The sequence below is a fragment of the Ensifer sp. SL37 genome (assembly GCF_026672675.1).
Taxonomy (GTDB): Bacteria; Pseudomonadota; Alphaproteobacteria; order Rhizobiales; family Rhizobiaceae; genus Ensifer; species Ensifer adhaerens.
In genome coordinates this window covers 183797-207896 of the sequence record NZ_JAPPRN010000007.1, presented here as the reverse complement: position 1 = coordinate 207896, position 24100 = coordinate 183797, and the positions used below count along the sequence as shown (strand labels likewise).

Annotated in this window: 28 protein-coding genes and 3 pseudogenes; 9 read left to right on the top strand and 22 right to left on the bottom strand. The window is 59.5% G+C overall.

The window, feature by feature from the left end:
• Positions 1-65: 65 nt before the first annotated feature.
• Positions 66-669: pseudogene (locus tag OVA00_RS33055) on the bottom strand (VIT1/CCC1 transporter family protein); the annotation flags it as partial.
• Between the two features lie 154 nt (positions 670-823).
• Positions 824-956 (bottom strand): annotated as a pseudogene (locus OVA00_RS33050) (IS3 family transposase); the annotation flags it as partial.
• 677 nt (positions 957-1633) lie between these two features.
• Between OVA00_RS33050 and OVA00_RS33045 the strand changes: the two are divergent.
• Both OVA00_RS33045 and OVA00_RS33040 read left to right on the top strand, forming a co-directional pair.
• Positions 1634-1966, top strand: a complete 333-nt coding sequence (locus OVA00_RS33045) for a GYD domain-containing protein (RefSeq protein WP_112773092.1) — start codon at positions 1634-1636, stop codon at positions 1964-1966.
• A gap of 541 nt (positions 1967-2507) precedes the next feature.
• Positions 2508-3275 (top strand): SDR family oxidoreductase, encoded by a 768-nt coding sequence (locus OVA00_RS33040; RefSeq protein ID WP_112773133.1) that lies wholly within the window; start codon positions 2508-2510, stop codon positions 3273-3275.
• Between the two features lie 195 nt (positions 3276-3470).
• On the opposite strand, the gene OVA00_RS33035 is transcribed toward OVA00_RS33040, so the two are convergent.
• Together OVA00_RS33035 and OVA00_RS33030 are read right to left on the bottom strand one after the other, a co-directional pair.
• Positions 3471-4286 carry an aldolase gene (locus tag OVA00_RS33035; protein ID WP_112773132.1) on the bottom strand — a complete coding sequence of 272 codons (816 nt, stop codon included), beginning with the start codon at positions 4284-4286 and terminating at the stop codon, positions 3471-3473.
• A gap of 16 nt (positions 4287-4302) precedes the next feature.
• Positions 4303-5004 (bottom strand): haloacid dehalogenase type II, encoded by a 702-nt coding sequence (locus OVA00_RS33030; protein WP_112773131.1) that lies wholly within the window; start codon positions 5002-5004, stop codon positions 4303-4305.
• Positions 5005-5092: 88 nt separating this feature from the next.
• Between OVA00_RS33030 and OVA00_RS33025 the strand changes: the two genes are divergently transcribed.
• Positions 5093-5947 carry a LysR substrate-binding domain-containing protein gene (locus OVA00_RS33025; RefSeq protein WP_112773139.1) on the top strand — a complete coding sequence of 285 codons (855 nt, stop codon included), beginning with the start codon at positions 5093-5095 and terminating at the stop codon, positions 5945-5947.
• Between the two features lie 84 nt (positions 5948-6031).
• Here the strand turns inward: OVA00_RS33025 and OVA00_RS33020 are convergent, their stop codons facing one another.
• Positions 6032-6925, bottom strand: a complete 894-nt coding sequence (locus tag OVA00_RS33020; protein WP_112773138.1) for a LysR family transcriptional regulator — start codon at positions 6923-6925, stop codon at positions 6032-6034.
• A gap of 108 nt (positions 6926-7033) precedes the next feature.
• Here OVA00_RS33020 and OVA00_RS33015 point away from each other — a divergent pair, with 108 nt between their 5' ends.
• Positions 7034-8023 (top strand): zinc-dependent alcohol dehydrogenase family protein, encoded by a 990-nt coding sequence (locus tag OVA00_RS33015; protein ID WP_181529644.1) that lies wholly within the window; start codon positions 7034-7036, stop codon positions 8021-8023.
• A gap of 336 nt (positions 8024-8359) precedes the next feature.
• Here OVA00_RS33015 and OVA00_RS33010 read toward each other — a convergent pair whose 3' ends face one another.
• The 5 genes from OVA00_RS33010 to OVA00_RS32990 form a co-directional block, all read right to left on the bottom strand.
• Entirely contained in the window at positions 8360-8752 is a 393-nt protein-coding gene (locus OVA00_RS33010) for an exopolysaccharide biosynthesis protein (protein WP_112773129.1), read from the bottom strand.
• The gene (locus OVA00_RS33005; protein WP_414436894.1) at positions 8749-9699 is read right to left on the bottom strand and encodes a TerC family protein; all 951 of its coding nucleotides are present in this window, start codon (positions 9697-9699) and stop codon (positions 8749-8751) included. Before OVA00_RS33005 ends, OVA00_RS33010 begins: the two co-directional genes overlap by 4 nt.
• A 183-nt stretch (positions 9700-9882) precedes the next feature.
• A complete protein-coding gene (locus tag OVA00_RS33000; RefSeq protein WP_146749603.1) occupies positions 9883-10086 on the bottom strand; it encodes a hypothetical protein in 204 nt (67 codons plus the stop codon).
• 209 nt (positions 10087-10295) lie between these two features.
• On the bottom strand, positions 10296-10487 hold the full coding sequence (locus tag OVA00_RS32995) for a LysR family transcriptional regulator (protein WP_326494173.1): 192 nt from the start codon (positions 10485-10487) through the stop codon (positions 10296-10298).
• Complete coding sequence (locus tag OVA00_RS32990) at positions 10460-10843, bottom strand: hypothetical protein (RefSeq protein ID WP_268090483.1); 384 nt, start codon at positions 10841-10843, stop codon at positions 10460-10462. Before OVA00_RS32990 ends, OVA00_RS32995 begins: the two co-directional genes overlap by 28 nt.
• Before the next feature lie 45 nt (positions 10844-10888).
• On the opposite strand from OVA00_RS32990, the gene OVA00_RS32985 reads away from it, so the two are divergent.
• The gene (locus tag OVA00_RS32985) at positions 10889-11425 is read left to right on the top strand and encodes a LysR substrate-binding domain-containing protein (RefSeq protein ID WP_268090482.1); all 537 of its coding nucleotides are present in this window, start codon (positions 10889-10891) and stop codon (positions 11423-11425) included.
• Positions 11426-12203: 778 nt separating this feature from the next.
• Here the strand turns inward: OVA00_RS32985 and OVA00_RS32980 are convergent.
• The 5 genes from OVA00_RS32980 to OVA00_RS32960 are packed head-to-tail and all read right to left on the bottom strand — an operon-like array spanning position 12204 to position 15286.
• On the bottom strand, positions 12204-12965 hold the full coding sequence (locus tag OVA00_RS32980; protein WP_326494157.1) for an SDR family oxidoreductase: 762 nt from the start codon (positions 12963-12965) through the stop codon (positions 12204-12206).
• 60 nt (positions 12966-13025) lie between these two features.
• On the bottom strand, positions 13026-13706 hold the full coding sequence (locus tag OVA00_RS32975) for an HD domain-containing protein (RefSeq protein WP_268090481.1): 681 nt from the start codon (positions 13704-13706) through the stop codon (positions 13026-13028).
• A gap of 11 nt (positions 13707-13717) precedes the next feature.
• A complete protein-coding gene (locus OVA00_RS32970) occupies positions 13718-14380 on the bottom strand; it encodes an HD domain-containing protein (RefSeq protein ID WP_112773121.1) in 663 nt (220 codons plus the stop codon).
• Positions 14381-14393: 13 nt separating this feature from the next.
• Entirely contained in the window at positions 14394-14849 is a 456-nt protein-coding gene (locus OVA00_RS32965; RefSeq protein ID WP_097542905.1) for a carboxymuconolactone decarboxylase family protein, read from the bottom strand.
• A 14-nt stretch (positions 14850-14863) separates the two neighbouring features.
• The gene (locus OVA00_RS32960) at positions 14864-15286 is read right to left on the bottom strand and encodes a cupin domain-containing protein (RefSeq protein WP_268090480.1); all 423 of its coding nucleotides are present in this window, start codon (positions 15284-15286) and stop codon (positions 14864-14866) included.
• A gap of 93 nt (positions 15287-15379) precedes the next feature.
• Here OVA00_RS32960 and pdxR point away from each other — a divergent pair, with 93 nt between their 5' ends.
• Together pdxR and OVA00_RS32950 are read left to right on the top strand one after the other, a co-directional pair.
• Positions 15380-16792: a MocR-like pyridoxine biosynthesis transcription factor PdxR gene (gene pdxR / locus OVA00_RS32955; protein WP_112773137.1), complete on the top strand. Its 1413-nt coding sequence runs from the start codon at positions 15380-15382 to the stop codon at positions 16790-16792.
• Between the two features lie 109 nt (positions 16793-16901).
• On the top strand, positions 16902-17864 hold the full coding sequence (locus tag OVA00_RS32950; protein ID WP_097542903.1) for a GlxA family transcriptional regulator: 963 nt from the start codon (positions 16902-16904) through the stop codon (positions 17862-17864).
• A 29-nt stretch (positions 17865-17893) separates the two neighbouring features.
• Here OVA00_RS32950 and OVA00_RS32945 read toward each other — a convergent pair whose 3' ends face one another.
• The 3 genes from OVA00_RS32945 to OVA00_RS32935 all read right to left on the bottom strand — a co-directional run bounded on the left by OVA00_RS32945 (position 17894) and on the right by OVA00_RS32935 (position 19903).
• A complete protein-coding gene (locus OVA00_RS32945) occupies positions 17894-18535 on the bottom strand; it encodes an HD domain-containing protein (RefSeq protein WP_097542934.1) in 642 nt (213 codons plus the stop codon).
• 657 nt (positions 18536-19192) lie between these two features.
• Positions 19193-19663 carry a nuclear transport factor 2 family protein gene (locus OVA00_RS32940; RefSeq protein ID WP_112773119.1) on the bottom strand — a complete coding sequence of 157 codons (471 nt, stop codon included), beginning with the start codon at positions 19661-19663 and terminating at the stop codon, positions 19193-19195.
• Positions 19664-19768: 105 nt separating this feature from the next.
• Positions 19769-19903: a hypothetical protein gene (locus OVA00_RS32935; protein WP_268090478.1), complete on the bottom strand. Its 135-nt coding sequence runs from the start codon at positions 19901-19903 to the stop codon at positions 19769-19771.
• 50 nt (positions 19904-19953) lie between these two features.
• Here OVA00_RS32935 and OVA00_RS32930 point away from each other — a divergent pair, with 50 nt between their 5' ends.
• Positions 19954-20121 carry a hypothetical protein gene (locus OVA00_RS32930; protein WP_268090477.1) on the top strand — a complete coding sequence of 56 codons (168 nt, stop codon included), beginning with the start codon at positions 19954-19956 and terminating at the stop codon, positions 20119-20121.
• Here the strand turns inward: OVA00_RS32930 and OVA00_RS32925 are convergent.
• Genes OVA00_RS32925 through OVA00_RS32915 form a run of 3 tightly spaced genes read right to left on the bottom strand, consistent with a single transcriptional unit; the run spans position 20108 to position 22247 of the window.
• On the bottom strand, positions 20108-21091 hold the full coding sequence (locus OVA00_RS32925) for a saccharopine dehydrogenase family protein (RefSeq protein WP_112773118.1): 984 nt from the start codon (positions 21089-21091) through the stop codon (positions 20108-20110). The two genes, OVA00_RS32930 and OVA00_RS32925, sit on opposite strands and share 14 nt — an antisense overlap.
• Before the next feature lies 1 nt (position 21092).
• A complete protein-coding gene (locus OVA00_RS32920) occupies positions 21093-21488 on the bottom strand; it encodes a VOC family protein (protein WP_268090476.1) in 396 nt (131 codons plus the stop codon).
• A gap of 15 nt (positions 21489-21503) precedes the next feature.
• Complete coding sequence (locus OVA00_RS32915) at positions 21504-22247, bottom strand: SDR family NAD(P)-dependent oxidoreductase (protein WP_112773116.1); 744 nt, start codon at positions 22245-22247, stop codon at positions 21504-21506.
• A gap of 136 nt (positions 22248-22383) precedes the next feature.
• On the opposite strand from OVA00_RS32915, the gene OVA00_RS32910 reads away from it, so the two are divergent.
• Positions 22384-23265 (top strand): AraC family transcriptional regulator, encoded by an 882-nt coding sequence (locus tag OVA00_RS32910; RefSeq protein WP_112773115.1) that lies wholly within the window; start codon positions 22384-22386, stop codon positions 23263-23265.
• Between the two features lie 70 nt (positions 23266-23335).
• Here the strand turns inward: OVA00_RS32910 and OVA00_RS32905 are convergent.
• Positions 23336-23908: pseudogene (locus OVA00_RS32905) on the bottom strand (NAD(P)-dependent oxidoreductase); the annotation flags it as partial.
• Positions 23909-24100 lie beyond the last annotated feature (192 nt).

Sequence of the window (24100 nt, the reverse complement as noted above, 5' to 3'; positions counted from 1 at the left end):
CCGTATTTGCCGTAACAATGGTGACCCTGCCGAGCTAATAGGTCTGGGCAGAGGCCGCTACCTAAGACCGCAGTCCCCACCAGTGCCCCGATGCCTGCGGTCAACGCCATCGCGAATGCCCCCCCAGAAGGTGACGCGAGCAGTGGCTTTGAGGACATGTGCGCCGCCTGGCTTCGCGCCAACTTCGCAAAGCAGCGCGAGAAACAGCAACGAAGCTATCGAGACCTCGAAGATCAGCATCGAAGCGGGCGAAAGGTCGACCATGAGCAGGGGCATTGCGGCTCCGATCGCGAAGGTGGCAGCCGAAGTCACTGCCGCCTCGATCGGTCGGGCAGCCATGTGCTCGACGATGCCGAGTTCGTCGCGGGAATGCGCGTCGAGGGCGTCGTTGGCAGTTAATTGCACCGCAACCTGTCCTGCCAGTTCGTGGGTGAGGCCACGCTTCACGTATAGTTGTGTCAGTTCCTCAAGCTCGGCTTCTGGTGTTGTCTGCAGTTCAATCCGTTCCCGCGCCAGATCGGCCTGCTCGGTGTCCGCCTTCGAACTCACCGAAACGCATTCCCCGGCTGCCATGGACATTGCGCCGGCGACGAGACCGGCGACACCAGCCACCAGGATTTGCTGGGTATCGGCAGATGCCGTGGCGACGCCCATGATCAGGCTTGCGGTCACGAGTTCGTAGTCGACCGCGACTATCCGGGCAGGACAGATCTGACGATAGCACACTACCACGCCATGCCTGGACCGGATTGACTCTGATCAAGACACATGCCCGGTGGGAGTCGATTCTTTTTGAAGCCGTGCGACGAACTCTCAATCACTAACGAGGCCCAGTCCATGCTGGTGAAATGCGAGCCCTGGTCCGAGTGGATCAGCACCTTTTCCTTCGGCTTGCGTCGCCACATGGCCATAAGCAGAGCCTGTAGAACGACATTGGTGGTTTGGCGGCTCGTTAAGATTTGGACCCACTCCGCAGATCACCACACCGGCCGGCGGCCATTGCAAGCGTGAAAGGCCTGACAGAAGACCGCACTCGATCACACGGCAAGAAAGGTCAGGAACTCCTCTCCAAACGGGCGGCAACCACAGAGGTGCCAAACGACATCAAGGGGAGCGGCAAGGGGCGCGAGACAACATAGCGATTGACCATCCGTGCTAGCTCGGAATGACTACATGCCAAATTGCTCCATTCGCTGTAAATTAGCGTGATCTAAAATTCAGGAGGAGCTTGACATGCCGAGATTCTTGCTCGCGCTGATCGTGCTGGTTCTCTCCACGTGCGCCATCGCCCGTGCAGAGACGGATGCTGGCCAGGTTGCGAGACATGAATTCGAAACGACAAAGAATTGCGCGCGCGAGGCGCCGATCGGCGAGTTTGATCGAAAGTGCGACATTCCAGCTGTCGGATGGCGTGGAGCCGAGGGGCTTTGGCTGCCAAGTGTGTCCCAAGGTGCCGGCTGAGTAGAACGGCAAAACGAGCAGATCGTTGCGCCAAGCGAGCCGGCCACCATGACAGCGTCGAGGTAGACGGCGACCATTAGCGCCCTGCGGTCCGACGTTCGTCTAATGCCAAGATGAGATAGTGACTGTTCGGCAGATCACGCGATCTGCCCATATCGCGGGAGGATGTTCTATGCCAACGTTTGTAACCACAGGGTGCTATACAGCCACGTCGGCGAAAGGATTGATTGACAATCCATCGAACCGAGAAGAGGCGGCACGCGACATCATGGAAGCAGCGGGTGGGAAACTGCATTCTTTCTACCTCACGACCGGCGAAACCGACTGGATGGCGATCACGGAATTCGAGGATGACGCTGACCTGATCCCCGCACTTCTCGTCGTGAGCGCATCGGGAGCCGTATCGAATGTCAAAACTGTGCGAGCCTACACGGGCGCGGAATTCAAGGCTGCGCAAGAGAAGGCGCACACAATCTCATCTTCGTACAAGCCCCCGGCAAAATAGGCAGATCTGGCCGCGGATCGAACTTCCACTGCCAGAGGCACGCAGTGGGGCCGTGTTCGAGCGCGCGGTGGGTTCGATCGCGACATGCGCTGACTGTGATGGTCTCTCTCGACGGGGGCCATCGCCCGTACAGAGACGGATGCTGCCCAGATTGCGGGGTATGAATTCGAAACGGTGAATATTGTGTACGCCAGGCGCCGGTCGGTGAGCCCCGAGGGACTATGGCAGCCAAGTGTGTCCCAAGGTGCCGGCTGAACAATTATCAAACCGGTTATCAATTGCGTAAGCAGAGTTCTCGCACTTGACCCCTCAGGGCTTCTCACAACGGCAGAAGCTCAATCCAACACACGCTAGTCGTGTCGATGCGCGTTCGCCTGGGAAGTAGATTTGGACACCAAGACCATCGAACCAGATGAAGCGAAGCACGATTGCCGCGCTGTAAGGCTGAGGTCACGACAGTGGGACGGTTTAAGCGACCGCATGCTGTGGCCTGCCTTGAGCTGCCTATTGAGAGCCTGCTGCACCGTTAGCGGATCTATAAATGGCAACCTATTTGATAACCGGCGCAACCGGTAGCATCGGTGAGGCGATCTGCCGAAGATTGGCGCCGCTTCATTCGCTAATCCTTGTGGCACGTGATCAGGCCAAACTTGATGCTTTAGCGGTGACGCTTGGTGGCGGGCACCGTGCGTGGGCGACCGACATGGGCGAGGATCGCGCCATCAATGCTTTCACTGCGAGAATGGAAAGCGAGCAAGTCTCTCTCGATGGGGTGGTGCTGATGCCCCCCCAGCCGCATTCTAACGACGACCCCATGCCGACCCCTGACGTATGGCGCCATCTGTTTGAGGTGAGCTTCATCGGCCCGCTGGCCCTGCTAAAGGGAGCGGTGGCGCGCATGAACCCGAACCCTGCCCAGGGCCACCGAGCCAAAATTGTCATCATCTCGGGCATATCGTTGGCACAAGTATTGAGCCATTACGCAACCGCCAACGTCATCAGGACAGCTTGGATCGGCGGAGCGAAGACACTCGCCTTTGCGCTCGGGAACCGCGGGATTCACGTCAACACCCTGTCCCTGGGCGGTACACTCTCGCCGTGGTACCGAGACAAGCTCGAAGCGCGGGCGCAAAAGAATGGCATTTCTTTTGAGTCGCAACTCGCCATCGAGACGGACAATGTTCCACTCAGGAAATATGGCGAGCCGGCGGAGGTTGCGAATGTGGTCGAGGGCTTGCTTTCGCAATTCTCGGACCACATGACAGGTTTGAACATCTTGCACGATGGCGGCTTTACGCGCGCGTACTAAGACTTGCGCGCTCACATCGATCGTACACAGCGCCTTTCGGTTTTCCCTGAGTGCAGACGGTCTGCTCAAGTCGACGCGATATGACTTAGAGCTGACGCTGCTCCATTTCGAACGGCGGGCGCCGGCCTATCAGTCTGAGGACGATTGCGAGGATTCGTACACACAGTACTTCAAGCTCGGTGCGTCGAGCGAGCGTCAGCATTCGCCCGAATTGCCACTCGTGTTTAGAAAGTCTGGCGCCTGGCGCTCAAGCACCCTCCGGATGCTTTGCAGATGCATCCTAGCACTTTCCGGATCCCCTTCCCGCATTTGCCGGGCTGCCTCGGCGGCGACATCAGGCAAAACCGGCAGAAGTTTGCGGCCCGAGCCCATCGCCTTCAGCTGAACTTCGGCGGCGCGCTCAAGGTAGTAGAGATCGTCCCAAGCCTCAGCGATGTTGGGTGCACAAACCATGACGCCATGATTTCTCATGAACAGGATGTCGCTGTCACCCAGGGCCGAGGCGATCCTGTCGCCTTCGCTTTCGTCCAGCGCGAGACCGTTATAGTTCTCATCGACTGCAACACGGCCGTAGAACTTAAGCGCCGTTTGCCCGGCCCAGACAAATGGCTCACCTTCAAGCATGCTCAGGGCGGTGGCGTTCGGCATATGGGTATGAAACGCGGCACCCACCCGCGGCGACATCTTGTGAAGCCGCGCATGGATGTAGAAGGCAGTCGCCTCTGGGACGCCGTCACCGACGACCACATTCCCATCGAAATCACAAATCAACAGCGATGAAGCCGTCGCCTCCTGAAACGCCCAGCCGAGCCGGTTGACGATGAAGAGATCGGGATGGCCGGGCACAACGGCCGAGAAATGATTGCAGATGCCCTCTTCAAGACCTAGACGAGCAGCCATGCGAAGGCAGGCAGCAAGATCGACCCTCGCCTGCCAGATTTCCTCGCTATCCAGCGGGAGCCTCTGCCGAAGAGCGTGGTTTGGCTTCGAGATATTCAGCTCATGCGCCATTCGTGTCTCCTCAGGGTTACATCCAGCCTGCTGCGGCAAGGATGGCAGGTACCTTGTCGAGTGTCGGGACTATTGCATCCGGGTTGTAATCGGGAAGTGGTTTGCGGCCGGTGCCACGGTCAACCCAAACTGCGCGGAATCCAAGCTCACGCGCCGCGGCAAGGTCCAGATGTGGGCTAGCGCAGATGTGCACCAGATCTTTCATTTCAACACCAAGGCTTTTCCAGGCGTGACGAAAAATCTGGCTGGAAGGCTTGTAGGCACCAGCCTGCTCAGCCGTGACAACGCGGTCGATTGAGCCGCCCAGTTGAGCGACATTTCCGGCAATGATGGCGTCGTCGGTGTTCGAGACGATCGCAAGGTGGAAACCAGCAGCCTTCAATGTCTCCAGCGTTGCGACGACCTCCGGAAACGGCGGCAACTCGCCGATGGACGAGGTCAGGATGTCGGCATCAGCCGCCTCAAACGGAATGCCGAATTCGACCATCGCCCTTTCCAGAGCAAGGGCGCTGACCTCGGTAAAAGTTCGGTGGGGACGCTCCGCTTCGAGTGCGTGTTCATGTCGGTCATAGACTGCGATGAAGGTTTTCTGAGCGATATCGCCACCTTTTGCGAACAGTATCCTGTTTATCGCCGCCAGCAGCCCCTCGTCCCACTGGATCAGGGTTCCGTAGCAATCAAAGGTCAACCATGTTGGTCTGGCTCCGGGCAATGTCACATCTTCTCCTCATTGTTCAGCCCGACATTGACAAACACATCAATCATTGGAAAATTAAATATAACCATGTAGGCAATCGATGAATCAAATGACCTTAGGCTTCGATCTAGACCTTCTGAACACCTTCGTTGCCGTCGTCGATTGCGGCGGCTTCACTAAGGCCGCCGAGCGGGTGCACCGGACGCAATCGACAGTGAGCCAGCAGATCAAGAAGCTTGAGCTCAACATCGGTTCTATCCTGCTGCGTCGGGACAAATCGTCCGGAACCGTCGAGACGACTGAGGCTGGGGAATTACTGCTGAGCTATGCCCGCAGGATACTTGCGACCGCAGCGGAAGCCGCCGAAGTCATGCGGAAACCTTTGGCACCCCGAACCGTGCGCCTTGGGGTGCCGGAGGATTTTGCCGGACGACGCCTGATCGACCTCTTGTCAGGATTTTCAGCGGCATCGCCCCATATCAGACTCGACACTGTCAGCGGCTGGAGCACAGAGCTTCGACGCCAATTGGACGCTGGCGAAATCGACCTCGCGCTGATCAAGCGCGAACCCGGTAATGGGCAATGTCTTGCCAGTTGGAAGGAAAAACTGGTTTGGGTACGATGCGCCACGCGTTTCGTCGAGACCGACCCCGTGCCACTTGCGGTGTTTCCCGTCGGATGCATCTACCGGGATCGGGCCATCCGCGCTATCGAGCAAAGCGGTCGCCGTTGGAGGATCGCCTATACGAGCCAAGGCTTGATGGGTGTGCAGGCAGCGGTCGCTTCGGGCCTCGGGATCAGTCTGTTGCCATCCGATGCCGTGCTTTCCGACCACCGGCAGCTCGGTCCTGCTGATGGCTTCGATGATCAGCCAGCGTCTGAGATAGCACTTGTGAAAGGTCGGGCAAGTTTGTCCAACGAGGCAAAATCGCTCGGAGGTTTTCTGGCGGATAACCTGAGGTAGTCGCTCTCAGAATTGAGCTCCCAATTTCGGCATCGACAAAATTCATGCAGCGCCGGATCACAGACACGCATCCGACGCACTACTCTATCGAATATTGAACGAATTGAATTCGCCATATCGTCGTTGCATCGTTTGTGCTTGTTCACCAACAAACTGAATAAAAGCCCGCAGCCGTGGAAGGCGCCGGAGATCCTGGTGGTACCCCATCCACGTGTCCCTTCCAGGAGGAGGCTCTAACACATCGATGCGTTTCAAGACGTCCATCGAATCCCCCAACGGCCTCGGAAGAACCGCCATGCCTGCACCACCCGCGCATAACCTCGCCTGAACATCGCGATTATTGCTTCGCATCGAAACGTTGGCATTGGGGAACCGGCCCTTGAGCCAGCCTACGTCCGGCATGCTTCCAAAAGCCTCGTCCATAATGATCATACTGAATCCTTCTCCAGTGCCAGGCGAAGGGTCGTCCGATCCTTTGGCTACATACAGGCCATAGGGAATGTGAAGCAACTTGCGTGAGATGACTTCCGGCTCCGTGAAGGGCTTGATGCGGAAGACCAGATCCGCTTCGCGACGCGCAAGGTTCAAAAGCCTGGAATCCGTGAGGATCTCGACGATTACGTTGGTATGCACACGTCTGAAATCTGCAAGGATGGGGGCGAGAATATGAATGCCGAACCAGTCAGAGCACGAGATCCGCAAGGTTCCGGACAACGTGTTCTCGGTGCCCGCAAGCTGGCGCTGGAGTGCCAGCGCCTCCTCCTCCATCCGTTCCGCGTGCCCCATCACGACGGTGCCCTCATCTGTCAGAACAAACCCGTCCGGTGTGCGCTGGAACAGCGAGTGGCCGACCGCGGCCTCAAGACTCTTTAGTCGTCTTCCCATTGTTGGCTGCGTCAGACCCAACTTCCTCGCGGCCGCACCCAGCGTTCCCTCCCTCGCGATCGCAAGGAAAAGACGGACATCGCTCCATTCCATCATAACTTACGACCATTCAAAAGTGCATGATCAACATGCAATCTATATGATTTCCATGCGGATAACTCCATAGCAAAGTGCTGACATCAACTGAAAGGGATCAATCCTATGGGCACGATGAAAGCATTAGTTCTCGACAATCACGGCACCGAATTCCGCGTCGCGCAGATCGCACGACCAACTGCGGCCGAAGGTCAGGTACTCGTCCGCGTAAAGGCGAGCGGCGTGAATCCCCTGGACACGAAAATCCGGGCAGGAGCAGCCGCTCATGCCCGGCACCCTCTCCCCGCAATCCTGGGTATCGACCTTGCTGGGGTCGTCGAGGAAGTCGGCGCAGGCGTGACCGGATTTCGCCGCGGTGACGAGGTCTACGGCATGACAGGCGGAGTGGGCGGCGTTCAAGGTTCGCTGGCAGAATTTGCGGCCATCGATGCACGGTTGCTGGCCATCAAGCCATCTCACCTTTCCATGCGTGAGGCGGCCGCTCTACCCCTCATATTCATCACTGCGTGGGAAGGCCTTGTGGATCGCGTCGGCATCCGGGCTGGCCAGAAGGTGCTCGTTCTCGGTGGCGGTGGCGGGGTCGGACACGTAGCAGTCCAGATTGCCAAATCGTTTGGCGCGGATGTTTACGCAGTCGATGGCGCGCGCAAGGCTGACTACATCAAGAGCCTCGATGCGACGCCGATCGATTACGCCACAGAGACCGTCGAGGATTATGTCGCCAAGTACACACAAGGACGAGGTTTCGACATCGTCTACGACACCATTGGCGGCGCTGGCCTGGACACCGCGTTCAAGGCGGTCGCCCGCTTTGGGCACGTGGTTAGCTGCCTCGGCTGGGGCACACACGCTCTCGCCCCACTATCATTCAAGGCCGCGACATATTCCGGCGTATTCACATTGCTACCGCTGCTCACTGGCGAAGGCCGTGAACATCACGGAGACATCATGAAGGAAGCGACGCGCCTCGCGGAAAAGGGCCAGTTGATGCCGCGGCTCGACAGTCGGTCCTTCACCCTCGAAAGTGTGATGACGGCTCACGAGCTGATTGAAGGTGGCAAGGTTGACGGAAAGCTCGTCGTCGACATCGCGTGATAGCCGGGGTCCCGCGTGTTCATGCGCGGGACCCGTTTCAATGCAATTGCTTTATATTTTGCATACCGGACGCCGGGGCGTCCTCCCCGTCTTGTTACTCGCGAGTGATCACACGACATGGGCGGAAGTCCGGTATTAGGTAGCAAATGCCATCAGCGGCCTCTTCCGGTCCGAAGTCGACACGGAGGCGCGATTTTCTAGGGGCAGCTTCGCGCCTCCAAATCGGTCGTTCAGACCGCCTCTCGGATTCCCTAAATCCAGACGGTCTGCTCGAGTGGACGCGATGGCGATTCAGGGGTGGGAAGCGGACAGGCCGCTTTGTGGCCTTAGATGGCGTTAGCCGACCTGCCAGAACGAAAATAGCGGCACCAGAAATTCGTTGCCGAACCACATGAGGCCTCCAATACAGGCTGCCGCGAGCATTGCAGCGACGAAGGCAATGATCAAAGCCAGTCCGTCCTTCAGGATGAGCGCCAGTGCAATCATCGCAATCGCCAGCACAGGCGGATATGGCCCAGGAATAGGCAGACGTGCCGGCAGGACCAGCATGAGCACCGATACCGCAAGGCCTGAGCTGCCCAACCGGTTGATTACTTCCCCGACCGAGACCCGGTCTCGATCGGAGCAGTAGGCCAAAATATCCTCGACGATGGCCGTCGCCATCGGTTCGAGCGCGGCGGCGTGGGCGCGCTCGTGGTTTTGATCAGAATCCGCGCTGGTGTTGGTCATGCATTACGGTCATGCGTTGTCGCCACCGGAGGCCGCGTCTTGACGAGGCTCCAGATCACGCCCGAGGCGATGATCGCGAAAGTGATGCCGAGGGACAGCGCCGCGGGGAACTTCTCAAGCCCTACGAGGTCGGCGATGAAGGTCTTCGAGCCGATGAAGATCAGGACGATCGCCAGTGCCGGCTTCAGGTACTGGAACCGGTGGATCATGGCGGCGAGAGTAAAATAGAGCGCGCGCAAGCCGAGGATCGCGAAGATGTTCGACGTGTAGACGATGAACGGATCCGTCGTGATGGCGAAGATCGCCGGCACCGAGTCCACCGCAAAGATCACGTCTGCGATCTCGACCATAACCAGCGCCATGAAGAGCGGCGTCATAAACCAGACGATCTTGCCAGTGCTGGGGTCGGGCTTCTTGACGAAGAAGTCCTGGCCGTGGTGTTCGTCCGTCACGTTGAAACGCCTCCGCAAGAATCCGACGACTGGATTCTTGCCGATCTCCGGCTCCTTGTCGCCGATCCAAAGCATCTTGAGGCCGGTGATCACGAGGAACGCGGCGAAGACGTAGAGCACCCACGAGAACTGGGAGACGAGCGTCGCACCGAGACCGATCATGATGGCGCGCAGCACGATCACACCCAGGATGCCCCAGAAGAGAACGCGGTGCTGATATTTGCGCGGAACCGCAAAGAACGAAAAGATCAGCGCGATGACGAAGACGTTGTCGAGGGCCAACGTCTTTTGGACGACGAAACCGGTCAGATAGTTCATGCCTGATTCCGTGCCAAGCTGCCACCAGACCCAGCCGCCGAAGGCGAGACCGAGAGTGATGTACATCGACGACAGGATGAGGCTTTCGCGAACCTCTATCTCATGGTTGTCGCGATGAAGGACGCCGAGGTCGAAGACCAGGAGCGCAATGACTATAGTGATGAAGCCGAGCCACATCCAGGTTTGCCGAGCCAGTCGGCGAACAAGAATGCGAGTTCCACGATAAGTCTCCAGCCGGCCCTTTGCCAAAAATGTTGGCGTCCGACATCGCGAGAGGACCGGCATCTCTCGCCAGAGGGGCCCGGACTACAGGAATTAGTGACCGTGGCTACCGTCAAAGGCGTGCCACGGTTTCGACGTTTATTGAAGTCGCCGGGTCATTCGCGACAGCAGGAGCGCCAGAGCGCCCAGCAAAACAACCCCGATCAGCCAGATAATGGCGATCGCCGGCCCGTCGACCGGGGCCGACAATTGGACGATAGAAGCCAGCCAACAGTCAGCCGCCCATTCGCTAACCCATGCGACCGCCGCCTCGATGCCCGCATCGGCCGCGAGCGACGTCACGACCAACGCCACGGCGGTATACCCAATGATGCGACTGAACTTCGCGGGTTGATGCGGTCAAATGTGCATGGCCATCAGTCGCGCAGGCGAGCGGACGCCGGCGCAAAGCGTCGGCGCACGACGACGGGTATCGTCATCACCTCGCCTCGGCGATTGAGCCGCTCGATAAACTCGATTTGCTCGCGAAACCGCAGTCTAAGCTTTGGCCCCTATTTCCTGCCGTCCTTCCTTCCACCCATCCATCGCGCATATCCGGATCTTGTTGTCAGCACCGCCGAAGACGTACGCTCGAAAATCTGAACTCCGAGATTGTCTTCCACCAGACCTATCTGGACCGACAGCGTCGGCTGCGAAACATGGCAGCGTTTGGCGGCTATGCTGAAATGGCCGCACTCCGCCACCGCGATGATGTAATCCAATTGACGCAGTGTAGGATCGGCGGCGTACCGATCCTGATCAGCCCGCCAAGCGACTGCCTGTCGCGCGCGACGACATCCATCAGATCATTCATCGTCGCCAGCGTCAGGCGCGCTCCATGGACGAAGGTTTCGCCTACGGGTAGACGCGGCCTCGTCCCGACAGTCTCAAGCTGCATGCACTCAAGAAGCTTTTCGAGACGTCCCTCAACGACCGCGGTTTCAATGGCCGCGGGGCGGTCCTCGACGATGTAGATCTTGGCTCTTCCTCGATACGTTGCTGAATCGCGGCGCGACGATGACGAAGCGATTTCAAGAACTGGTCCATCAGAAACCTCCATGGTTTGGACGACAGAGAGGTGGGAGGTCCCGGCCGATAGCGCCAATTGATTGTTGCAATCATCTCATTAGGCTTTATCTATTACGCATGTCGTTTCGGGATCGGACCGACCTGCGAGGATCCAGGACTAGCTTTCATCGAGATCGGCACGGAACGGCTCTATCTCGGCGTCCCGACTGATCATCGAATCGCAGAAGGCGCAGTCGCGGCTCTTGGCGATCTGAGCGGGGAACGGCTGCTGGCCCTCGGCAGCGGCAATCGGCTACTCGAAAATGTTCGTGATCTCGCGCAAGTTAGCGGCGGCATTGTCGTCAACGACTACGAGGGCACCAGTCTCGATGCCATTCGACAGATGGTGTCCATCGGCATGGGGTGTTCGTTATTTCCCGAACTCTACGCTCGAGCGGAACTCCAAAACGTGGAGGATGTCAGGCTGCTGGAGATCATGGGCTGGACGGAAACGCGGGCCGTCGGCCTGTACTTCCGCCAATCGAGCGGGCGCCGAGAGCATTTCGCGGCACTGGCGGCCGAAGCTAAGCGGTCTGCTACGACCCTTGGAATTAGGCCGATAGGAAGTGGGTAATCGGACGGTTCAGCGGGCCCATAGCCTGCCATTGTCCGCTTCTAGGCGATACACGAACTCAGTCGAACGTTTCCATTGGGGTCGGAAGCAGCCATGGAGGCCGCCGCACTTATGGCAGCTATTTCATTCTCCACGTCCAAGACCGGAGGGTCAGTTCCCGGCCCCCCACAGCAGCCATTGCTGCGGGTCCCCAGCCAGTTTTCCTAGCCGTCTTCGAACACGACGGATGGCCGAAGAAACTACGGCAGAGATTGCCCACGTTGTTGGAAAGACGTCACTTTTCGTGCGGGAGCTGGTCGCCAGGTTGAATCGAAAAATTGGTCCAAAATGGCTTGCTTAGGAGGCCTTAATTCGCACATGAATTCAATAGCTTGTCGAAAAATGGGGACGCGCATTTTCCGGCAGCGGCATGGGTGACAACGCATTTTCCGCGCGCCCGTGTCGCCTTTCGGGCGAACGACCACTTCGCTCAATCCGTCGCCGCACGGTCCGGAGCGGGGCTGACGCTCCTACCTCACTATATTGGTCGCAGCGACGCTGCGATCTCGGTCCGCTTCCCCCAAACAGGGAGGTGTTCCTGCTCACACGCAGGTGCGACAAGAGAGACCCTTTGATCCGCCTGGTCTCGGACGAGGTCGTGGCAATGCTCGAGGAGGCCCGCATTCATTTCTCGTGATCATTGATCGCTCGCAATCTTTAGCGGGAGCGGATAGTTCTGGTTCCAGGGGTGCAAAACTTCACGGGCCGTCGCTGGAGACGGCCCGTTCTTTATGAACTGTCAGACTGAGGCTCGTCCTACAGAGCCGCCACCATCCGCGAAGAGGATCTGTCCGGAAATGTAGGATGCGTCCTCCGAGAGCAGAAAGGCGATCGCGGCGGCGATCTCCTCCGGCTTACCCAGGCGCCTCATCGGAATCATCGAAAGAAAGCGAGCTTCGGCCTCGCTACCAGAGGGGGTGTTTCGCCGAAACATCTCGGTCTCGGTCGGACCGGGCGCAACGGCGTTGACGGTCACGCCGGTCTCGGCGAGTTCCATCGCCCATGTTCGCGTGAGACTGTTGACCGCGGCCTTCGCAGCCGCGTATCCGCTCCTGAGCGGTGTCCCGGTCGTCACAAGGCTTGTCACGTTAACGATCCTTCCCCATCTCTTCTCCATGAGACTTGGCAGGACGGCCTGGGTGGTCTGGATTGTCGAGTGGATATTCAAGCGGAGCATGTCGTCGACGTCGGCCAGATCGATCTCCCCGAGACGGTGGAGCTTGGCCATCCCGACATTGTTCACCACTCCGTCGAAGGAGTACTTCTTCGCCATGTCTGCCAATGCCTCGGCGGCAGCGCTGTCGTCATCGAGATCGATAGCGGCCAGCTCCCCAGGGAAGGTCGAGTCCTTCCCACGTGCGATGCCGACAACCAGATGGCCGGATTCGGCAAGGCGATGTGACAGCGCTCTGCCAATGCCTCTGCTCGCACCAGTGACGAGAAACGTTCGTGTCTTCATGGTCGTATTTTTCCTCTTATCGAGTGCGCAGGGGCTCGGCAATCCAACATCCGCAGTAGCGAGCAGAGGTGAACGTCGGCAGACCCGGAAATTCTCATTTGCTCAATGAGCGTGATCGCAAGCGTTTCCGCAGCGGCGAGGCTCGACTTTCCATCGGGAGCTGAATATCGCCTTGCAGATGTCGACCCGCTCGAACGTTGGATCCTTGAACGCGAGGACGTCGTCGTTGAATGTACCGAACGTGCTCTTAGGACGATGCTTCATTCCATGATAGAAGGCTTCAATGATGCCGTCTGCGAAGGCGTCCTCGCGAGGATATGCTGCGACGACAGCCTCGCGTTCCGCGGGGGAAAACTCGTCGAAACCACGTCCGACCACGTCCATTCCGGCGCCCGCCTGAACCAGTGCGACCTCCGTGCGCATGAATTCCGGAATGCCGGGAGTGGTGTGAAGCGCGACAGCGTTCCAGACGATCTCGATCTGCCCTGGCGCGATCCCACGGCTTCGGAGGAAGTCGGCTGCCGCAGTCGCGCCGTCGACCTCGAAGCGGAGTTGGCTGTCGCCATACTGCTCCGTCAGTCCGAGGTCGTGGAACATGCAAGCCGTGTAAAGCAGTTCAGGGTCGAAGATCATTCGCTTTCTGTTTCCGGTCATCGCTCCCCAGAAGTAGACCCGAACGGAGTGATGAAAGAGCAAGTCGCTCTCGGTGTCACGGATGAACTCGGTGACCTCGCGGGCAATCTGGCTGTCAGGGATTCGTACTCCCTCTGGTATTTTCGACATGGGAAAACCTCTTAACTAGAGCTGCAATCGTCGCATGCCCACGGGGAATTCCGCATCAGGCAGCAGAAGTTGCGGCGATGGAAATGAGCGTTCTTGTCCGCCATCACGTCGGCGAGACCTGTTCCCTGAGTGACGTCCGGTCGGTGCTCCAGGCCATCGTAAAGTGCCTGGAGTAGGCCTTCAGCGAAGCCGGCTCCGCGCGGATATGCTGCTTCGACGGCAGCTCGCTGGTCTTCGTCGAACCGGTCATAGTCGGCGCCGACGAGGTCCATCATGACGCCTTCGGCGGTCAGGCAAGCAATAGGGTCCAGATGTGCCGAAATCCCCGGTGTCGTGTGCAGCGCGATCGCGAGCCAGACCTTCTGCATGTCCTCTTCCGAGATGCCGTGGCCGCGAAGGAAGTCACGGGCGGCGTTCGCGCCGTCGACTTCGAAGCGCAGTCTGCTCTCCTTGAAGCCGGCTGTCAGGCCGACGTCGTGGAACATGGCCGCCGCGAAGAGCAGTTCCCGATCGAATTTCAGGCCCCTCCGCTGCCCGGCCAGCGCGCCCCAGAAATAGACACGCGTGGAGTGCTCGAATAGCAACGTGCTTTCCATCTCTCGGACGAACTCGCTCGCTTCGCGGGCCAGCCTGCTGTCCGGAATCCTAATGCCGGAAATTTCAACGACAGCCATGTTCTGTCCTCCGTCAGGTCTCGAGGACCGCTTGAGGCGTGTTGCGGAAGCTGATCGCCATGCGATTGTAGCTGTTCATCAGGCTGATGGCGATCGTAAGATCGACAAGCTGCTTCTCGTCGAAGACCTGGCGTGCCGCCTCGTATGCGCCGTCCGGTACGCCTGTCTCCGCAACAAGAGTCACGGTTTCGGCCCAGGAAAGCGCAGCGCGCTCGGCCTCGCTGAAGAGGTTGCCGCCTTCCTCCCATGCCTGAACCAGCGCGAGCTTTTCGATCTTCACGCCGCGCTTCAGGAGCTCGCGAGTATGCATGTCGAGGCAGTAGGCGCAGTTGTTGATCTGGGATACTCGCAGATACACGAGGTCTACCAGTTCACCCGGCAGACCGCTCTGGAGCACGTAGCCGTAGACGCCGCCGAGCGCCTTGGCGCCGTTTGGAGCAACCTGATTGTAGTCGAGCCTTCTTGTCATCGTTCGAGTTCCTTTTATTCCTTGACAGGGGTGGTGAGTTTCGTCTCGTCGGTATCGACGACGAAGACGGCAAGCAGTCTTGCCGGCACCGTGTCGCTGGCATTGCGGCTGATCGAGTGAACGGCGCCGGGCGCCTCGAACCAGCTTTCGCCCGCCTTGTACCTACGGGTTTCGCCGTCGTTGACCTTCGACTCCACCTCGCCCGAGAGGACGTAGGCGTAGATGAAGGCGGACGGAGCGCGCGTGTGCGGGAGCGAGGAAGCGCCGGGCGCGTAGTCAACCTCGACGACGCGCATGGACTTACCGGGAATGTTGGCGAGCGCGTGGGCGAACTTCGGCGTGACGCTTTCCCGCTCGGCGTCGTGGGCCGGCACTGGTCCCGCAATCGAAATTGCAGCCGTAAGTGCAGTTGCAGCGCGATTTATCGATCGTTTCATGGGTCATTCTCCTTCAGAGAAGCATTCAAAATGCCCTCATCATGATCCAGAAAAAAGAACCAAGAACGCGAAGAATTAGTGTACCATGGCCAGATGAACACGCTGCTGAAGTTGACCGTGGACCGGGCGGAATCACGCTCCCTGTCCGAGCAGATCCGCAATGGGATCGCCAGAGCCATAGAGGATGGGGTACTTGAACCGGGTGCACGGCTTCCCTCGTGGCAGGACCTTGCAGTCCAGCTCGGTGTCGCACGGGGAACGGTACGGACCGCCTACGAGAAGCTCGCCGCCGCGCAGTTGATCGAAGCTTCGGGGGCCGCGGGAACGCGGGTGGCGGATCGTCCCCGCTCCGGTTCCAAAAGGGGCACGTCGCCGACGGCAGGCTCATTTATTGAGGCGTATCTTGAGATGACTCAAGGGCCAGCACTGTTTCAGATGGGCGTTCCGGCGTCTCATACGATCCCGTCCAAATTGCTCGCCCGGCTGCGTGCAAGTGCCGTTCGCGCCGAGCTGAGTGCGCCGCCTCTGTACCCGGATCCTCGCGGAGAGCTCGAGTTGAGACGTGAGATCGCAGCGTATCTGGCCGTGGCCAGAGGGATCAACTGCTCGGCTTCTCAGGTCATCATCACCGGCGGCTTCGCAGGCGGATTTGGACTGACCCTCAACGTCCTCGGACTGCACGGCCACAGCGCGTGGTTCGAGGATCCCGGATTTCCTTGGACCCGGCGGGCACTTGAACTTGCTCATGTGCTTCCGGTCCCGGTCCCCGTCGACGGCGAAGGCCTTAACGTCGACCACGGAACACGCAATTACCCCGAAGCGAAGCTCGCGGTGCTGACGCCGGGCCAGCAAGCACCACTTGGCGCGACACTTTCTCTGCAGAGACGGCTGCAACTTCTCGCGTGGGCGGAGCGCACCGGAGCCTGGATCGTCGAGGACGACTATCTGAGCGAACTCCAGTTAAGCGGGCGGGCTGCGCCGGCGCTCGCCTCGATCGATAACGGCGGCCGTGTCATTCACATCGGTTCGTTCAGCAAGACGATCAGTCCGGCCCTCCGGCTCGGTTTCGTTATCGCTCCTGCCGAACTCGCAGGCCGGTTCGCCGAAGTGGCGGCCTGCCTGTCTCCGCCTCCCGGTCCGTCGGTTCAGTTGGCGATTTCCGAGTTCATACGAGAAGGGCACTACATGCGGCATCTGAGAAGGATCAAACGTGCCTACGCGGCGGCTCGGCAGCCGGTTCTCGACTATTTCAGCGACGCCCTAGGCCCGGATTCGGTCTCGACTCCGGGCCTGTCGGTCCTCCTTAAACTGCCTAAGGGCGCGCCCGACGTTGCGATCGCCAGGGATGCATTGACCTTCGGCACGTTTCCCGCACCGCTTTCGCCCTGGTACGCGTCCGCTGAAATGGCGGAGGCAGGGCTGCTGCTCGGCGTCGCGACCGCACCTATCAAGAACGTGGTGCGGACGTGCGAGCGCCTGATCGAGACAATCATGCGATGTTCGTAGGGTGCAGCCAAATCGTTTTATTGGACGGTTCTTCGATGTCGGGTCGATCCCGATTGAACAAAGGGTTGGCTATGGTGCTCAGTGAGGAATTCCACGGCGGGAGCTTCGCATGCGCTCAGTAGCTGTTGTCGTCTTTCCCGGCGTCCAAGCAATCGACGTTTCCGGTCCGATGGACGTATTCGAGGAAGCGAATGCACTTCTGCCGGAGGGCGACAGATATCTGGTCGAGGTTGTCGGACCGCAGGGCATTTTCGCGGCCTCAAACGGAATGAGGATGGAAGCGCACCGAACATACGACGAAGCCACCGCCGGCTACGATCTTGTACTCGTAGCCGGCGGCCCGAAACTTCCCGATGACCTCCCGGACACGGGCATGTTGGAATGCATCCGGCGCTTGTCGAAGATTTCGGTCCGAACGGGATCGGTTTGCACGGGCGCGTTCGTCCTTGGACATGCAGGTCTTCTTGGTGGAAAGCGGGTGACGACGCATTGGCAAAATGCCGACGCGCTGGCGGAGCGCTTCCCAGACGCCGTCGTGGACCGCGACCGTATCTACGTCAAGGACGGCGGTCTGCTGACCTCGGCCGGAGTGACAGCCGGCATCGATCTTGCGCTCGCCATCGTGAGGGAGGATCACGGAACGGAGATCGCTCTGACAGTCGCAAAGCGTCTTGTAGTCGTCGCCCAGCGCCAGGGCGGACAGTCGCAGTTTAGTCCATATGTGGTGGCGCCGGCGGATCCCAAGTCTCCGCTGGCGGCGATCTCGGAGTTTGTCATGGCGAACCTGAGGTCCCGCCTGACGGTGGGCGAGCTTGCCGACCACATCCACATGAGCCGCAGGAGCTTCGCACGTCTGTTTGCGGAGCAGGCGCGAACGACGCCGGCCGAGTTCGTAGAGAACGCCCGGCTGGACGCCGCCCGCAACCTATTGGAAGGAAGCCGTCTGGCACTCAAGGAGATCGCGTTCGAATGCGGGTTTGGTACACCACACCGTATGCGGCAGGTCTTCCTACGAAGGCTGAGCGTCACCCCCGGTCAGTACAGAGCGAGCTTTCAACAGATGGAAGAGTAGCTCACCCAATAGGACAGTGTAGTTGCCGCCTAGCTCTCCCACATCGACTGGAGAATGAGATCCGCGAAGTCCACACGTCGGTAGGTCGGATCCATCTTTGAGAGCACGTCCGCCTTCACGTTGCCAAATGTGGTCTCAGGCTTCCGGATCGTTCCCATACAGAAGGATGACAGGATGCCGTGCTTGAACTTCAGGCCGCGCGGGTGGCATGCGCAGACTTCCTCACGCTGTTCATCTGTGAAGTCGTCGTAGCCGATGCCGAGCACGTCCATCTCGACCCCGGCAGTCACGAGCGCGACGGTCGGTCGCTTATACTGAGGGATGCCCGGCGTCGTGTGAAGCGCGATCGAGTCCCAAACGTCGTCGACGTCGCGCTCCGATATGTCGTAGGCGCTCAGGAATTCCCGTGCCGCGTTCGCACCGTCGACCTCGAAGCGTTCCGTCTCGCTCGCGTGCGAATCCATGAGGCCCATATCGTGAAACATGGCGCCGATGTAGAGTAGTTCGGCGTCGTAGCTCAGGCCCTTGCGATCACCCGTCAGGGCGCCGAACAGGAAGACCCGTCGCGAGTGGTGGTAAAGCAGGTCCGTTTCCGTATCTCGAACTAGCTCCGTTGCTGCCTTCGCCATGGAGCTATCGGGAATTTTGACACCTGCAATGATGATGGGGATGTCGGTCATGTCTTTTCCTTAAAGGTTAAAGTTGATGGTGCCGACAGTCGCTCCTTACGAACCCTAGTTCAAACATGATGAGGATGCTGTTTGTGCCAAACAGCATCCAAAAAAGGCCAGCCGCAGCACTCTATAGCGCAGCCTTTCCAATCGAGCGGCGCCGCCATAGAAGTGAAGCGTCTGGCCGGTGACGAAGGCAACTTATTGCAGGCCAGCCAGGTTCCCAGCCAGTTTTCGTAGCCGTCTTCGAACATGGCGGATAGCCCAAGAAACCGCGGCCGAGATCGCCCAACTTATTGATAAGACGCCACCTTTCCGTGCGGGAGATGGTCGCCAACATTGATCGAAAAATCGTTCAAAAACGACTTTCCTGGGAGACCCGGATTCTCACATGATTTCAATGGCTTAGAAGAAAAGCCTTGAAAATCCCTCTGTTTTCCCATCGCGAGCGACCGTGGATGCCACCTTTGTGCCTGGCTTTGGGCATCAGTCAACCGGCGGCGTTAGCGGAAACAATTTCCGCTTTCGCGAAGAAGGTTACATCGCCGGGTATGGCCGCTTTGCGCCAAGGCAGACATCGCGCTACCTCCCCGCCATAAGCTACTAAGGCGGAGACAATGTCTCGCCCCCGCCCTCCTTGAGCACGCATAATAGAGGCTAGATCCCGGAAAGAACTCCGATGTCGCCGGAGCGCCAGATATTGTCGACCGTGTTGCGGGTGATGACCCAGACGTCGACGCTCCTCTTCAGCTCGACGTCGTAGCGGTTCTTCATCAGGTAGTGACGCGAGGGATCGCTGCGGGGAACGTGCTGTGCTTCGACCAGAACATCCATTCGTGCAGTGTCGCCATCGATCGTCACCCGCGGATTGCTGACGGAATGCGTAGTGTCCAGAGTGGCCAGCGATGTTGTCAGCGCCGAGACTATGACATCCCGGCCCTCGATGACCGGATAGTCGAAGCCGGCCTTGGCGGCAGCCGGCCGAAAATCGGAGACGGCATTCTCCGCCAGCGAGGAGGCGAGGAGATTGTTGTCGCGAAGATCGATGCCGGCGGCGAAGCGATAGAGGGCCTCGACGACGGCGAGCCGGTCGGCTGCGTCCCGTGTGATCGATGGCGATATGGTCATGAACGTGCTCCTTGTCGTGCCGGAGGCCTGCGGAACGCAGACCTTCCCCGGCATCGGCGCGCTGGGCGCCAATGGGTGTGGTCCTAAGAACTGCTGTTAAGCCGGTTATTCGAGATCGGCGTCGATGCGCTCGATCAGGCCGGTGGCATTGATCGCGATATTCAGGATGCCGGTCTCGTGTCCGAAATCGCCGGTGAAATCGAGCCGGACGCTCGAATGGAAGGTGTCCAGATCTTCCATGGACAGCAGCTTGCTTCTGGTGTTGTAGCAGACAAAAAAAGCTCGAGGTATTGGCGGACACCAGCGTGGCCAACGAAGGCGTCGCCGACCGAAACATCGCTAATGACGGCGTCGGTTGCGAACAGGGACAATGCCCCTTCGACGTCGAAGGCATTGGCGGTCGCGATGAAGGAGTCGACGAGTTTTTGCATGGTGCCGGGTACCTCAGAAATCATTGATCGAGGTGTCGGCAATGGTTTGCGCGAAGCCGCTGCCGAACAGGGCCGCGGGCGTCTGGAAGCCGGGACGGACTTCGCCCCGCAGAACGCGTCGGCCGGCCTCGGCTGCCGCCATCGCCGTGAACGTGTAGCCGTTGACCGTATCGAGGACGGAATGTGTGACCTCGCCATCCGCGCCCGTGACTTCGACGGACGCCTGATAACTGTTCGCTAGCCTCTCGTCTTCACTCGGGCCATCCGGGAGTGTCGAAAGGTCACCCTGAGGAAAACCGTCGCCGGTAACATGCACGAAGGTCTCGACGTTGGGAACGCCCGTCGCCCGCGAGATGGTGATGAGGTCGGGCAGCGTCACCGGGAAGCAATCGACCGCACCCTTGCCGAAATCGAATTTCCGAATGCCGTCGGCGGCGATGGCGAAAAGCTCGCCGTCCACCCGCGCCAGGGTCTCGACGGTGACGTTCTCGCTGGCGCTGATCGCCGATCCGCGTGACAGTCCGCCCGCCACCTGCAGCGCGATCCTGATCTTGCGAGGTTCGTTCATACGCAACACCGCGTGTCCCGCGAGACTGCCGAGCATGGCGACACTGCCGCCGCCGCCCGGCATAAGCATGACACCTGCAGTCTTCGCGTCGTCGTCCAAAGTTTCGGCCAGACGATAGCTGTCGAGTTCGGCGGCCGTGTCGAGATAGTGGATACTGTTGCGGATCGACGCCTTCATCAGGGCGTTTGCTGTGCGCATAAACGGCCCAGCGCAGTTCAGGAGGACGGAGATGCCGACCAGACCGGTATCGATCGCTGCAGCATCGTCGAGACCAAAGACGCGGTATTCGACGCCGAGTTCCGCGGAAAGCGTCGAGAGGCTCGCTGCGTTGCGGCCGGCGAGAACAAGCGGCGTGCCTGCTTTCTTCGCATGCTCGGCTGCCATGCGGCCGGTATAGCCGGTCGCGCCGTAGATCATCAGTTTGGTCATGTCAGTGCTGCCATTCCTTGTAGACGAATTCGAGGCTGTAGCCGTCCGGATCACGGACCTGGGCGGCGTAATAATGGGGGTCGTAGTGAAGCTGTGCTCCCGGTGGATGGATTTCCGAAGCGCCTGCCGTCATGGCGGCGGCGAAGGCTGCGTCGACCTGGGAGATGCCATCGGCGACGAAGCCGACATGGGCCGCGCGGCCTTCGACCACACCTTCGCGGAGCCAGAAGAACACCCGGCCGTTCGCGCCGAACCCTTTCAGATCGGGATGACCGGGAGGGCCGTCCGTTCCCTCGTAGTCATGGGCGTGAACGATGCCGAGTGGAGCCAGCGCCGCCTCGTAGAAGGCGATCGAGCGATCGATGTCGCTGACGGAAATGAAGACATGGTCGAGCATGTTGCTCTCCTTCGTTCAGATGATGTAGCCGCCCGCGACCTCGATGTTCTGGGCGTTGATCCAGCGGTTCTCGGAAGACAGAAGGCTGGCGACGACGCCACCGATCTCTTCAGGCTCGCCAACGCGGCCGAGTGCCGTCTGGCCTGCAAGCATCGCCTCGAACTCGTCGTTCAGGCCGCCGCCGAGTTCGGTGCGGATTGCGCCGGGCGCGATAGAGTTTGCTCGGATGCCCCGCTCGCCGAACTCCTTGGCCATGTAGCGGGTCAAAACTTCCAGGCCACCCTTGAAGGAGGCATAGGGCGCGACGCCTGCGGTTGCCACGCGCGTGGTCGCACTGGTGATGTTGATGATCTGGCCGCCGTCCGCCATCAGCGGCAGCAGGATCTGGGTCAGGAAGAACGGCCCCTTGAGATGGACATTAAAGAGGCCGTCGAACTGATCTTCCGTCACCGTGGCTATCGGATTGAAGAGGCCGTATCCGGCATTGTTGACGAGATAATCGAAGTCGCCCCGGCCGAAGACGGAACGCAGTTTCGATGCAACAGCGTCGCGAAACGCCGGAAACGCGCCGACATCGCCGACGTCGAGTTTTAGGGCAAGGGCCTGACCGCCGTTCCCCACGATTGCCTTCACGACATCCTCCGCCTTTGCAGGGTTGCTATTGTAGGTCACGACGACGCCCATTCCCTTAGCCGCGCATTCGATGGCTGCGCTGGCTCCGAGACCCCGACTTCCCCCGGTGACGATGACGATCTTCATGGCTGTTTCCTTGGCTGTTTGCTGTGCCCTGAAGCTAGGCCTACGCCGTCTCGCTCGCTCACCTATTCCTCTCCGAAGCTTGCCTATTTCTGCTTCCCTGTTGCGGAGGCGATCCTGACCTGTCACGGTCGCCTCCATGGAAAAACAACTTCAGGAACTGCGCGCTCTGGCATCGACGGCGGAAAACCGCCGCACGGAAACGGGAATCCCACGCGTCGCGATGGTCCAGGGGGAAATCCCGGAGCATCGGCTTTCAGCCGTCTACGAGCCGATGATCAACCTGATCCTGACTGGGTCGAAGACGATGACGGTCGGCGAGCAGACATTCGCCTACGACCCGGCGACGTATTTCGTCATGTCGGTCGATCTTCCCGCGGTGGGGTCGGTTCACCCTTCGGTGGCGGGAGAACCCTATCTCGCGGTCAGCCTGACACTCCACCCGCCAACTGTCGCGACCCTTATCAGCGATCTGCCTGTGCAGGTCTGCAGCAAGCTGTTCGGCTCCGGTTTCTCCGTGGCGCCGGTCAACGACGAGTTCCTCGATGCCTGGGTGCGGATGCTCCGGCTGATGGACCGTCCGGACGAAATCGCAGTGCTTGCGCCTGCCTACGAGCGGGAAATCCTGTTCCGGGTGCTGCAGGGGCCGCTGGGCTGGATGCTGCGGGACATCGCCGCTCCTGACGCTGCGCTCTCTCGCATCGGCGTTGCGATCCAATGGATTCGCGAAAACTTTGCCAAGCCCCTGAGGGTCGAGGCTCTCGCGGAGATGGCGGCGCTCAGCGTCTCGGCGTTCCATCGACACTTCAAGGCAATCACGGCACTCAGCCCGATCCAGTACCAGAAGCAAGTCCGGCTGCTGCATGCGCGCAGACTTTTGATGGCTGGGGAAGGAACGGCAACGTCGGTCGCCTTCGGCGTTGGCTATGAAAGCCCGAACCAGTTCAGCAGGGAATACGCAAGGCAGTTCGGACTACCGCCCTCGAAGGATGTCGTCCGGCTTCGGGGCGACGCCGTGTGACGGGTTGCTTTCCTTCAACGGCCGCTTCGGGTCGAATTCGGACAACGGCACCAGATCCTCTGATGTCCGCACCGCGCCGGGCAAGCATTAGCGCTTCGCTGCATGCCTTGAGGTGGATGAAGGCCAGCATGTTGGTGATCACCTTGATAATCGCAGCATTGCCAAGCGTACCCATGTGGAAAATCTTGTTGCCCATGGCTTCGATCGCCGGCAAATGGGTGTCAAAGAGGTCCTTGTCGCCGCCGGCAAGCATGGTGATCTTTCCGTGCGCGGCAAGATGCACGCCGCCCGTCACCGGCAGCTCCATCGCTCGCACGCCATGCCTCGCCGCAACAGCAGCGAGACGAAGAATTTCATCACGGCTGAGCGTCGACATCTCAATCCAGGTCGATCCGGGTCTCAGGCCGGAAAGTAACTGGGTAAGAACCAGCTCGGAAACAGATGGTGAGGGTAGGCAGGTGATCACTGCATCGCACTGCCGCGCCATCTCTTCCGGAGAATCCGCCCAGGTCGCCCCATCTGCAACGAGGCGATCTGAAAGATATTTGTGGCGATCATGCACAACTACCTTGAAGCCGGCCTTGAGCAGGCTGGCAACGAGGTGCCCTCCGAGATTTCCTAGCCCGATATAGCCATAAATCATTGGGCATTCGATCCCTGTTAAACCGAAAAGTGAAATCATAAGCGGAGGCGAAACGGCCACTTAGCAGAGCCGGAATTTGCTCCACCCGCAGCCTTACTATTCCGCGGCCACCGTGGTTGATATTTGCGCCGCCGCTTTAATTTTCGTCCGAGACTTGAGACAACCTATGGCAATCAGACCAAAGATACCCGA